13 protein-coding genes and 2 pseudogenes are annotated in these 11,082 nt (G+C 61.8%); 11 read left to right on the plus strand and 4 right to left on the minus strand.

Annotated features, from left to right (window positions below; translation table 11 throughout):
* Positions 1-214 precede the first annotated feature (214 nt).
* The 3 genes from AC0L3K_RS37545 to AC0L3K_RS37555 all read left to right on the plus strand — a co-directional run bounded on the left by AC0L3K_RS37545 (position 215) and on the right by AC0L3K_RS37555 (position 2,643).
* On the plus strand, positions 215-1,540 hold the full coding sequence (locus AC0L3K_RS37545) for an LLM class flavin-dependent oxidoreductase (RefSeq protein WP_219684937.1): 1,326 nt from the start codon (positions 215-217) through the stop codon (positions 1,538-1,540).
* A gap of 124 nt (positions 1,541-1,664) precedes the next feature.
* Positions 1,665-1,832 carry a 50S ribosomal protein L33 gene (gene rpmG, locus AC0L3K_RS37550; protein ID WP_007603295.1) on the plus strand — a complete coding sequence of 56 codons (168 nt, stop codon included), beginning with the start codon at positions 1,665-1,667 and terminating at the stop codon, positions 1,830-1,832.
* 256 nt (positions 1,833-2,088) lie between these two features.
* Positions 2,089-2,643, plus strand: coding sequence for a hypothetical protein (locus tag AC0L3K_RS37555; RefSeq protein ID WP_219684936.1), 555 nt, complete (start codon positions 2,089-2,091; stop codon positions 2,641-2,643).
* A 227-nt stretch (positions 2,644-2,870) separates the two neighbouring features.
* Here the strand turns inward: AC0L3K_RS37555 and plsY are convergent.
* A pseudogene (gene plsY / locus AC0L3K_RS37560) lies at positions 2,871-3,540 on the minus strand (glycerol-3-phosphate 1-O-acyltransferase PlsY).
* Positions 3,541-3,977: 437 nt separating this feature from the next.
* On the opposite strand from plsY, the gene AC0L3K_RS37565 reads away from it, so the two are divergent.
* Positions 3,978-4,256 (plus strand): DUF7957 family protein, encoded by a 279-nt coding sequence (locus tag AC0L3K_RS37565; protein WP_473367965.1) that lies wholly within the window; start codon positions 3,978-3,980, stop codon positions 4,254-4,256.
* 77 nt (positions 4,257-4,333) lie between these two features.
* Here the strand turns inward: AC0L3K_RS37565 and AC0L3K_RS37570 are convergent.
* Positions 4,334-4,718: pseudogene (locus AC0L3K_RS37570) on the minus strand (MFS transporter); the annotation flags it as partial.
* Positions 4,719-4,778: 60 nt separating this feature from the next.
* On the opposite strand from AC0L3K_RS37570, the gene AC0L3K_RS37575 reads away from it, so the two are divergent.
* Together AC0L3K_RS37575 and AC0L3K_RS37580 are read left to right on the plus strand one after the other, a co-directional pair.
* On the plus strand, positions 4,779-5,531 hold the full coding sequence (locus AC0L3K_RS37575; RefSeq protein WP_246649430.1) for a DUF6064 family protein: 753 nt from the start codon (positions 4,779-4,781) through the stop codon (positions 5,529-5,531).
* 66 nt (positions 5,532-5,597) lie between these two features.
* The gene (locus AC0L3K_RS37580) at positions 5,598-6,047 is read left to right on the plus strand and encodes a DUF6789 family protein (RefSeq protein WP_219684934.1); all 450 of its coding nucleotides are present in this window, start codon (positions 5,598-5,600) and stop codon (positions 6,045-6,047) included.
* Between the two features lie 13 nt (positions 6,048-6,060).
* Here AC0L3K_RS37580 and AC0L3K_RS37585 read toward each other — a convergent pair whose 3' ends face one another.
* Positions 6,061-7,299, minus strand: a complete 1,239-nt coding sequence (locus tag AC0L3K_RS37585; protein ID WP_219684933.1) for an MFS transporter — start codon at positions 7,297-7,299, stop codon at positions 6,061-6,063.
* A 129-nt stretch (positions 7,300-7,428) separates the two neighbouring features.
* On the opposite strand from AC0L3K_RS37585, the gene AC0L3K_RS37590 reads away from it, so the two are divergent.
* From AC0L3K_RS37590 to AC0L3K_RS37610, 5 genes are all read left to right on the plus strand, one after another.
* Positions 7,429-8,037, plus strand: coding sequence for a TetR/AcrR family transcriptional regulator (locus AC0L3K_RS37590; protein ID WP_219684932.1), 609 nt, complete (start codon positions 7,429-7,431; stop codon positions 8,035-8,037).
* 253 nt (positions 8,038-8,290) lie between these two features.
* Complete coding sequence (locus AC0L3K_RS37595) at positions 8,291-8,509, plus strand: hypothetical protein (RefSeq protein ID WP_007603284.1); 219 nt, start codon at positions 8,291-8,293, stop codon at positions 8,507-8,509.
* Between the two features lie 775 nt (positions 8,510-9,284).
* Positions 9,285-9,485 (plus strand): hypothetical protein, encoded by a 201-nt coding sequence (locus tag AC0L3K_RS37600; RefSeq protein ID WP_007603283.1) that lies wholly within the window; start codon positions 9,285-9,287, stop codon positions 9,483-9,485.
* Positions 9,482-9,688: a GDCCVxC domain-containing (seleno)protein gene (locus AC0L3K_RS37605; RefSeq protein ID WP_246649429.1), complete on the plus strand. Its 207-nt coding sequence runs from the start codon at positions 9,482-9,484 to the stop codon at positions 9,686-9,688. Before AC0L3K_RS37600 ends, AC0L3K_RS37605 begins: the two co-directional genes overlap by 4 nt.
* A 125-nt stretch (positions 9,689-9,813) precedes the next feature.
* Positions 9,814-10,086: a hypothetical protein gene (locus AC0L3K_RS37610; protein ID WP_219684931.1), complete on the plus strand. Its 273-nt coding sequence runs from the start codon at positions 9,814-9,816 to the stop codon at positions 10,084-10,086.
* 375 nt (positions 10,087-10,461) lie between these two features.
* Here the strand turns inward: AC0L3K_RS37610 and AC0L3K_RS37615 are convergent, their stop codons facing one another.
* Positions 10,462-10,608 (minus strand): hypothetical protein, encoded by a 147-nt coding sequence (locus AC0L3K_RS37615; RefSeq protein WP_219684930.1) that lies wholly within the window; start codon positions 10,606-10,608, stop codon positions 10,462-10,464.
* Between the last annotated feature and the right edge of the window lie 474 nt (positions 10,609-11,082).

The following is an 11,082-nucleotide window of genomic DNA, read 5'->3' on the forward strand; positions in this document are numbered from 1 at the left end:
GTCCCCTCGGGCTCCCACTCCCCCACAACCACCTCCGGCGGTGTCGGGGGGGGGGGGGCGGGGGGCCCCCCCCCCCCCCCCCCGGCCCCCCGTAATGACGCGAATGTGCTGAGCGCGCATCGAAAAACAAAATAATCTTCCCGCCTCCCCCGATGGCGGAGTTCCTGGGCATGCCTATGTCTTCCGGAACGACACCAAGAACGGACACCGGGCGATGGCACAACGGCAACTCAAGCTTGGCGCGTTCATGCGCCCGATCAGCATCCACACCGGCGCCTGGCGCTATCCCGGGGCCTGGCCGGACGCCAATTTCAACTTCGGCCACATCAAGACGCTGATCCAGAAGCTCGAGGCCGGCAAGTTCGACGCCTTCTTCATGGCCGATCACCTCGCCGTGCTGAACATGCCGGTCAATGCGCTGAAGCGCAGCCACACGGTCACCTCGTTCGAACCGTTCACGCTGTTGTCGGCGCTCTCCGCCGTCACCGAGCGGATCGGCCTGATCGCGACGGGCTCGACCACGTTCGACGAGCCCTATCACGTCGCGCGGCGCTTCGCCTCGCTCGACCATCTCAGCGGCGGGCGTGCGGGCTGGAACATCGTCACCACCTCGAACCCGGATGCGGCGCTGAATTTCGGCCTCGACGACCACATGGAGCACGCCGAGCGCTACAAGCGCGCCCGCGAGTTCTACGACGTCGTCACCGGCCTGTGGGATTCCTTTGCCGACGACGCCTTCGTCCGCGATGTCGACAGCGGCGTGTTCGTCGATCCCGCCAAGATGCATGTGCTCGACCATCACGGCAAATATCTGAAAGTGCGCGGTCCCCTCAACATCGCCCGCCCCGTCCAGGGCTGGCCGGTGATCGTGCAGGCCGGCGCCTCCGAGGATGGCAGGCAGCTCGCCGCTGAGACCGCTGAAGCCGTCTTCACCGGCGGCGGCAGTCTTGCCGACAGCCAGAAACTCTATGCCGACATCAAGGGCCGCATGGAGAAGGTCGGCCGCGATCCCGAACACCTCAAGATCCTGCCCGGCGCCTTCGTCGTGGTCGGCGACAGCGTCGACGAGGCCAGGGAGAAGCGCGCGCTGCTCGACAGCCGCGTGCATTACGACAGCGCCATCGCCTCGCTCTCGGTCGTCCTCGGCACGGATGCCTCCGGCTTCGATCCGGATGGACCGCTTCCCGAAATTCCCGAGACCAACGCCAGCAAGAGCGGCCGCCAGCGAATGGTCGATCTCGCCGCGCGCGACAAGCTCACGGTGCGCCAGCTCGCCCAACGCGTCGGCGGCTATGGCGGGCTATCCTTCGTCGGCACGGCCAAAACCATCGCCGACCAGATGGAGGAATGGCTGGTCGGGCGCGGCTCGGACGGCTTCAACATCATTTTTCCGTTCCTGCCCGCCGGCCTCGACGATTTCGTCGACAAGGTGGTCCCGGAGCTCCAGCGCCGCGGGATTTTCCGGAAAGAGTACGAAGGGCCCACTTTGAGAGAGAATCTGGGCCTGCCGCGGCCGAAAAACCGGTTCTTCGAGGCCTGATTGGCCCGATTTGAGTGCTTTTCGAGCCCTAAAATCTTGACATCAGGCGGTTTCTGGCTAGGTTGCCGGCCAACGCGGGCCATTTGGCCGGCTCCAGATTCCCTTCATTCCTGAGGTACTGAACATGGCCAAAGCGGTCACCATCAAGGTCAAGCTCGTGTCCTCGGCCGACACCGGCTTCTACTACGTCGCCAAGAAGAATTCGCGCACCATGACCGACAAGCTGGTCAAGAAGAAGTACGATCCCGTCGCGCGCAAGCACGTCGAATTCCGCGAAGCCAAGATCAAGTAAGCAAGATCGCGGAACGTAGAAGACTTTTGCGGGGCCCTTTCGGGCCCCGTTTTATTTTGGCCCCTCTGTCGTGTCCCGGACGCGCAGCAGCGCCCCGTGGACGTGACGCTGCGCTGCGACCGGGGCACGAGAGCTGAGCTCGGCGCAGCGAGTCATCGCCAGTTATTCTATCAACCCTCGGTTGCCCGCCTCCAAATGTATGTTACCGTGCACTTGCCGGGCGGAATGTCCGTCCCGGCTTTGGAAGGACATGGTCATGAGATTCTCATCAAGCCTTGTCGTGCCTTCAGCCGTCGCTGCCTTGTCGACCGTCTTGCTGTGCGCGCCGGCAGCGTCGCAAATCCCAACCGGCTCCGCCGCCACGATTCCCCCCGTCACGGTCGACGCGCCGAAACAGGTGGCAAGGCCGCATCTGTCGGAGCGGGGAGTAAACACAATTGCGCCGCGTCGGACTGTATCAACAGCTCGAACGCCAACCGCGCGCACGCCTTCCTATGCGCCGGGTTCTGTGATGGGGAGGATTGCCAGCCTGGAGAAAGTCGCCAGCAGCTGCAACGGCGGCTGTGCATCAAGCTTCCGGCACGGCAACGAGCCCTGGATTGGATGCAGCGAGTCGGGCGGTAACGTGAACTATGGACCTTTCTCGCCAACGTGCCGAGACACCATCACCCATAAATCCTACGTGGATTGCGTCGAGACGAAGGTGTTCCTGGGCGAGTTTCGAAACAGAGCCCACTGGTTTTGCAGCAGCCTGCAGGCCGGCAACAGGTTCAAGGTCGCCGATCTCAAGCGGTCAGGACGCACGCGTTAGTCCATGCTGCCAGCTGGTCGCGCGCGGGCACGTCGGATTCAGCGAAGCCAAGACAAACAGGATCGCGGGATAGACTACGGACTTTCGACGGGGCCCGGTGGGCCCCGTTTTGTGCGCTCTGGTGTCCCGGGCGCGCTGCGACGCGCAAGTCACCCGCACAGCGTTCAGGCCCGTTCGACGACCGGGCGTTGCGGCACCTCAATAAGCGGCCGCCGATGAGTCCTGTGCTAAACCTGCGCTTCCGCTTTCGTACCCTGGCCATTTCGAACCAGACGCGGCTCCGTTCCCGCCAAAAGCCTTTGGATGTTGGCACGATGGCGGATGATCACGTAGAGGCCGCCTCCGATCACCAGCAACCGATACGGCAATGGGTGCTCGACCGCGCAGACAAGAACAATTGCCGTCAACGCCGCGAGCATCGAGTTCAAGGAAACGATCCGGGTCATAGCCAGCACGAAGCCAAAGGCGGCTGCAGCCCCCAATCCCACGGGCCACGACATCGCCAGCAACACACCGAGCCCGGCCGCGGCCGACTTGCCGCCCGTGAAGTTCAGCCAGATCGATCGGCTATGTCCCAACAGCACGGCAATTCCAGCCAGACAAAACAGCCCATGGCACCCAGACCTGCAGATCAGACGCTGTCGCCGGCGGGGATAATTCCGCGTACAGCCAAGGACAGAACGAACGCGCGACGATAATGGCACCCACGCCCTTCAGCACATCGCCGACGAGCACGAACAAGGCAGGCCATTTGCCGAGAGTGCGCAAGACATTCGTTGCCCCGGTGGACCTGGAGCCATGCCTTCGGATGTCGATACCCCTGAGCAGTTTCCCCGCCAGATAGCCCGTGGGGACCGAGCCGAGAAGATAGGCGATCACCAACCCAACCGTATCCAAAAAGCCATGGGTCTTAGGTCCAGTTTGAACGCTGTTTTATCCCCGACTTCGTCTGACCGCCATGGGTCTGAAGAGGCCGCGGATGCTCGTGAGCACCCGCTCCGCTATGCCGTCCGCAACACTGGCACCGCTCGGCATTGGCCCGGGGTTGCGCCTTCGCAAGTTCGCTCTCATGTCCCGGACGCGCTGCAGCGTGAAACGCTGCTGCGCAGAGCCGGGACCCAGAAAGCAACACAGCACGATGCAGCGACATGGGCCCCGGTTCTGCAGCGCACCTTCGAAGTGACGCTGCGCTGTGTCCGGGCACGAGAGCTGGGCTAGGCGGGCTCCTGAAGCTGCCGTGTCTTCTAGACGCACAGGAGACACCACTGAGATCGGATGGCTTCACGAAGCTTGTCCTGATATGAAAAAACACCAGCCGGGATGGCCTCGCCGACATGAGAAGAATCCATAAGTCCGTTTGTCTTCCCAACGATGTCGGCCGAGTCATCGTCTTCGCGTGGAACCGAAAGTCTGAGCAAGACCAAAATCTGGTCTGTATTGAACCGGACGAGCGAGTGAGGTGGAAGGCGACCCTTCCAACCAAGGACGCAGGCGATTGCTTCGTGGATGCAGAACTTGAAGGTGATCTAATCCGAGCCAATAGCTGGAGCTGTTACACCGTTTGGCTCGATCCCCTGACGGGTGAGACAGTGCGAACACAATTCACTAAGTAGTGGGCGGTCTCCCGTGGTCGGATGCCCGCTGCAGTGCATGCCGCGATGAAGGCTAAGCCGTGCGCTTCCCCCTCCCCCTACGCCGTCCGCAACACCGGCGCCGGCGGCAGCGACGGACGGATCAGCGCGAACGCCACCTGCACGATGCCACCGGCCAATCCCAGCGCGACGCCGATGCGCCAGGCCATCGTATACGAGCCGAGCGCGTCGTAGACGCACCCCTCCGCCGTACGCCCCGAGGAAGCTGCCGATCCGGTGGCTCATGAAGGCGAAGCCCTGGATCATCGCCTGCCAACGCAGGCCGAACATTTCGGCGACGGCACCCGCGACCAACGGGCCGGCGCCCATCCACAGAAAGCCCATGATGGCGCCGAACAGCAGGGTCGAGGCAGGCGTCGCCGGCAGCATGAAGTACCAGGCCAGCGCCAGCAAGCGCAGGACGTAGATGCCGCCAAGCAGCGCGGCGGCTGCGACGGACAGCCTCCATGTCGCCCCTCGGCCACGAGTTGCCCCCGAGGGACGTTGATCCTCGTCAAGCAGCGAAGCAACGCAGTCCTCTACGCTCAAACGATCGGGCACGAGCGCACCATGCTTCCCTTCACCCTTGAGCAGTTCCTCAGCGTCTTCGCGGCCTACAATACGGCAATCTGGCCCGCGCAAATTTTTGCTTATGCGCTTGGCGCCATCGCCGTCGCCGCCGTTCTCTGGAAAGGCCGTGCCTCTGATCGCGTTGTCTCAGCCGTCCTCGGATTGATGTGGCTGAGCACTGGCATTTTCTATCACGGCGTCTTCTTCTCCTCGATAAACAAGGCCGCGTTCGCCTTTGGCGCCTTGTTCGTCATAGAGGGCGTGGCACTGCTCTACACGGGTGTCGTCCGCGGCGGCCTTCGTTTCGCGATGACTTTCGGGCTTCGAGCGGTGATCGGCGCGGGGTTTGTTCTCTACGCATCTCTCATCTATCCGATGATCGGAATTGCAGCGGGGCATTCTTGGCCGACGTTACCGATGTTCGGTGTAGCTCCTTGCCCTGTTACCATCTTCACCTTCGGTCTTTTACTTATGACGACCGACCGCTTGTCCTACTGGCTCCTGGTGATCCCCTTCATCTGGTCAATCATCGGCGGGAGCGCAGCTATCTTCCTGGACGTTCGGCAGGATTGGCTGCTTCTGATTAGCGGCTTCATTGCCGTTCCGATCGTCGTCGTCGGGAACCGACATACACCTACCGTACTAGCCGAGACGAGATTGACGCCCTCAACCGAATTGAGCCCCTGATTGCAACGTGTGGCAGCGACCGCGCGCCCATGTTGGAAAGCCACTTCCGAGAATGGACGACTTGGCATGCCTTCAGGCAACATGATTTGGAAGGCAGTTGTTGCAGGATTGTGCGGAAGCATCGCGCATTCGCTGCTGATGTACTTCAAGTTTTGGGCTGGACTGCTTCCATCATTCCAGCCCTATGAAAGCCTCCAAACGACGCTGAGCCATGTGACCGGCACGGCAATCCATCCAGTGGTGCCGTGGCTACTTTCATTCCTGAATGGCTCAACCTTCGTCAGTCTCGCCTTTGGACAGCTCTATCGATGGCTGCCAGGCAATATCGGAGCGATCAAAGGAATGGCATACGGCGTGCTCGGATGGGCGACCATGGGGTTGGTGTTCTTTCCCATGATCGGGCTAGGATTTTTCGGAGTGCAGGCTGGGCTTGGCATTTCGCCAGCACTGTTCTCGCTGGCGATGCTCGTGACTTACAGCGTCATCCTGGGCATCGTTTACGACGCGCTCAATTGAAGACGCGGCCCCCCTACGCCGTCCGCAACACCGGCGCCGGCGGCTGCGACGGCCGGATCAGCGCAAACGCGATCTGGATGATGCCGCCGGCCAACCCCAGCGCGACGCCGATGCGCCAGGCCATCGTATACGAGCCGAGCGCATCGTAGAGCACCCCTCCCCCATACGCGCCGAGAAAGCTGCCGATCTGGTGGCTCATGAAGGCGAGGCCCTGGATCATCGCCTGCCAGCGCAGGCCGAACATCTCGGCGACCGCGCCCGCCACCAGCGGGCCGACACCCATCCACAGGAAGCCCATGATCGCGCCGAACAGCAGGGTCGAGGCAGGCGTGGCCGGCAGCGTAAAGTACCAGGCGAGCGCGAGTGAGCGGAAGACGTAGATGCCGCCGAGCAGTGCGAGCTTGTTCCAGCGCTGGCCGGCCCAGCCGAAGAACAGCGAGCCAAGCACGTTGAAGCCGCCGATCATGCCCAGCGTCTGCGCGCTCAGCATCGGATCGAGGCCGCAGATCGCGAGATAGGACGGCAAGTGCGTGGTGAGGAACACGAGCTGCATGCCGCAGACGAGATAGGCGCAGCTCATCACCACGAAGGACGCGTTGCCGAAAGCGGTCTTCGCTGCAATCAACGCCGTGGCATCGACGATCTCGTCAGTCGCGGGCTTCGGCAGCGGGACCGCGTCGACGCGCCCGGCATACCAGGCCGCCGGGATCATCAGCACCGACATCACCACGAAGCCGGCGAGCCCGACGCGCCACCCGAATCCCTCGTTGAGCATCTGCCCGATCGGCGCCGATAGCAACGCGCCGAGCGAGCCCGCGCCCGAGACGATGCCGAGCACGGTGGAACGCACCGTTGCGGGCACCGCGCGCGCCGCCACCGACATCGCGATCGCAGCCGCGGTGCAGGCGAGCGAGGTGCCGATCAGCACGCCGGCGCCGATCATGATGGCGACGAGGCCGTTCGCGGTTGCCATCAGCACCAGGCCCGCGATGTACATGAACGAGCCCGCGATCATGATCGGACGGAAGCCGTAGCGCGTGGTCATCGCGCCGGCGAGCGGCTGGAGAAAGCCCCAGGCGAGGTTTTGCACGGCCAGCGCCAGCGTGAAGTCGGAGATCGACAGATGGATGTCGTGGGTCAGCGGCTGCATGAAGATGCCGAGGCTCTGCCGCAGCCCCATGCTCAGCGTCAGCATGATCGAGGCGCCGATCAGGATGGGCAATGTCGGGCGCAGGACCTGCAACAGGGGCATTTTCGTCTCCCTCATCGGCGCGGCGCGAGCGCCGTCGTCTGCAATATCGGTTGATTTTGGTTACACAGACCTGTGTACTTAGGCTATGGATAGCGTGCACTGTCAAGCGAACAGGACATTCACCGCCGCATGGCTCCCCCGCCCGCCCCACAGACGATGAAAGAGCGGATCCTCGAGACCGCCGACAAGCTGTTCTATCTGCAAGGCATTCGCGCCATCGGCGTCGACACCATCGCGGCCGAGATCGGCATCTCCAAGCGCACGCTCTACAACCACTTCCCCTCCAAGGACGCGCTGATCGCGGCCTATCTGGAGCGCCGCTTCGTGCAGCCCCGCCCCTCGGACAAGCCTCCGGCCGAGCAGATCCTCGCCACCTTCGATTCGCTGCAGCGCCGCTTCGCCGCAAAGGACTTTCGCGGCTGCCCATTCGTGAATGCAGTCGCCGAGCTTGGCCCGGCGGATCGTGCCGTGAAGAAGATCGCCATCGCCTTCAAGGAAAGCCGCCGCATCTGGTTTCGCGACCGCCTCAACGAGCTCGGCGTTACGAATGCAGAGGCGCTCGCAACGCAGCTCGTGCTGCTGGTCGACGGCTCCATCGCACAGGACCTCGTCCGCGACGACCCCGCAATGGCGCGTGCCGCGAAGGAGGCGGCGGCGGTGTTATTGCGAAATGCGGGGGTGGATGTGGGAGATGAGACTGCGGTGAAGCGAGGCAAACGGCCGGCCCGGCATCCCTGAAGTAGCTACGAGATCAGAACCCGATCCGCCCGCCGCAAGAAGGCCGGGCAGGCCAGCACGCACTCCAGCGGCCAACCCGTTGGCCAAGCTTCATTTCGATCTCTTGAAGGGAGCGCGCCGGTATCCCTGAGGGAGTAGCGAAGAGCGAACAGCTGGTGCCGCAACTTATGGCCGCACTTCGTGACCGAGCCTATTAACATAGTTAAACTTGATTTAACGTATTTAATCTTTCCGCCAGCCCCGGAGAGAACCCATGCCTGACCAGGACGACCGCCGCGAATTTCTAAAGACCTGCGGAAAGTTCGCAGCCGTGACACCTCCAACTATAACGCTGCTGCTCTCCACCTCCCTCACGTCCGATGCAATTGCTAAATCGGGTGCGAGCGCGGTCCATCACCACCACGGCAACAATGGCTGGGGTAACGGCGGCGGCGATGGCAGCCCCAACGGCAAGGACGACAGAGGCCGCTAAACATTTTTCGGCGGCACCACAGTTGAAACGGCTCGCCGGTCACCAATTTTTCCGACGCCATTCTTATATCGGTAATGCAGTCCAGTCGGGCCCCAGCTCTTCCCATTGCCCCCGGAGCTGGGGCTCATTTTTGTTCGGCTAGGAACGACTTGCCGATTGCCAAGTTTTCCCGTGCCCCTCCCCAAGGGGGCAGCTGCTTCGCCAAGGCAGCTCAACAGCCCCAGCTTCACCGCCCTGAAGCTGGGGTTCCTTTTGCTGTCTCAATTGCCTTCCGCCTGGCCGCATCTTCTTCAGCGCGTCATGGACGCGCTGGCCGAAGCCGCGACCCTGAAGCAGTGAGCCTGACGTATTGAAATCCGATGTTTACCTATGGTAGATTGCCATTTTTTCCCGATAGTTCTTTTTGTGCTGGGGAGAACATCCATGCGAAGCTCTCGCGCAATCCTTTATGTCCAACAACTTAGCGAACTCACTTCTCAGCTCTCAGAATTGGAATATCTTCGAGGTCTGGTCGAAGAAGCAGAGCGAAGCGCCCGCGCTGTGCCTCCATTACGCTTGACACATCCTGCTTCGCGCCGCCTTCGAAGTCGTGAACCAGGCGCCCTGTCTGTCCGCCTCCGTCGTCGCGCGCCACCAAGCTGGAATGCAGGAGCTATCAGCCCCCCTGACAACGACAACCAAGTCGACCAGACTTTGCTGGAGCCATTCCCCGACGGATGGTGGGCTTCCCCCTAAAGCCTCTCCAAGCGCTGCCCCGACGAAGGGATTTGATCCCATGCACCACATCCAGAGTACGCATATTGCCGCGATATTAAAACTGACCGCCCGGCAGCTTGAAGCACTTCGCAGCCCCCGAGAGATCCAAAAGGAATATTCCGAAATCCTCGTTTTGAGAGAGAAGATAAAACTGGTGACCGATCAGAAGAAGGCTCGCCGGCAATCCTTGCTCGGTGTCTGCCACGCGCCTGGTAAATGATCCTGAACTCCACGATCACGTGTCCCAAGTGCGGTCACGCTGCTGCCGAGGTCATGCCGACCGACGCTTGCCAGTTCTTTTATGACTGCAAACGCTGCGGCGAGCGTCTGAAGCCGCTCCCCGGCGACTGCTGCGTGTTCTGTTCCTTCGGCACCGTTCCCTGTCCGCCGGTTCAAGAGAACGGCACGGGCTGCTCTAGCTAGCTGCCCTGAAGGGAGTGGATGCAGCACAAGAGGAGTGGTGCGAGCGTTTTGCGGCATGCTTGACACGTCACGACAACCCAAGGGAGCATCTGGCGTTTTTTTTCATTCTTTTGGAGATTGCCACGATGACTACCATCCACATGGACTCGTCCGTCAGCCAGACCGCCACCCGCGCCGTTATGAACGGAGGAGTTCTGAGCTGCACAAAGACCAGCGACAAGGATGTTTATTCTCATTCGATCTGGGCGACCGAAAGCAACATCCGGCAGTTCACGATGCACGAAGGGGACAGCATCGTCATCCCGCCCGGTTCGAGCGTGACGACATGGATATTCCGCACGCGGCCGGGAAAATCGACTTGGACCATGGACTTCGAACTCAAGGAAAAGGCTGCCTGACGCGCCATATGAAACAGCCTCTCTCGGAAATCCGGGAGCGGTCACCTGAATGACCGAACTGAAAGGAACAATCGCCATTTCGGCGTAGTTGACCTTCTTTACACCGGAGAAGGTCATGAATCGAAAATCGCTTCTTCTTACAGCCGCACTGTCCTTCGCTGTTGCCGCACCGGTCCTCGCACAAGGCGGCGGAGGTGGTGGTGGCGCGGGTGGCGCGGCCGCGAGCGGCGGCGCGTCCGGATCATCCGCGAGCTCAGGTGCAGGCACTGGCACGTCTGGCGCCGCCAATGGAGGTCCCTCGGCCCCATCCGGCATGGGCACAAACGCAACCTCAACCGGCGCTCACACCAATAACTCTCCAACCAACCCGAACGTTCAGCCCCCGACGCAGAACGGCAACACCGCGAGCACACCGGCCGCACCGGGCAGCTCGGGCGCGGGCAGCACCGCGACCGGATCGACACAGATCGGCACGCCAAACGGGAGCGACAGGTCCGGCATCACGGCGACCAATGGTGCCAACAGCGATAACAGGGACCAGATGAGCCCCGCTGAGCAAGCAAGGACGGGGATCAAGACACTTCCGCAAGATCAAACTCCAGGAGCCGTCAGTGCGCCGGGCGTTGGCGTCGGTCATGCGGCGAACGGCTTGCCGATCGGTACGCCAGGTTCGGGGACCAGCAACGTCGATCAGAAGTAACCCGGACTTTCGGTCCACATGGATTCCATCGCTTGAGCCGAGACGCCGCGGCGTACTGGATTCCCCGCCTGCGCGGGGAATGACAGCAGAGTTCGTGGGATTTTCGGAATGCTAGCAGCATGCTCCTGTTTTGCCCGACGAGTCAAACGGCATTGCGGTCCAGCATCAGCCGTTTTGCGGCCGACGTAAGCCATTGATCCGACTAGCGTCGGCTACTGTGTCGTCCGTGAACAAGGCTCTAAGCGATTGAGCAGGAGTCAGTTTTCCGGTTGCGGCGGCATTTGAGATTGCAGGGA

It is taken from the genome of Bradyrhizobium sp. MI1.10 (genome assembly GCF_055811035.1).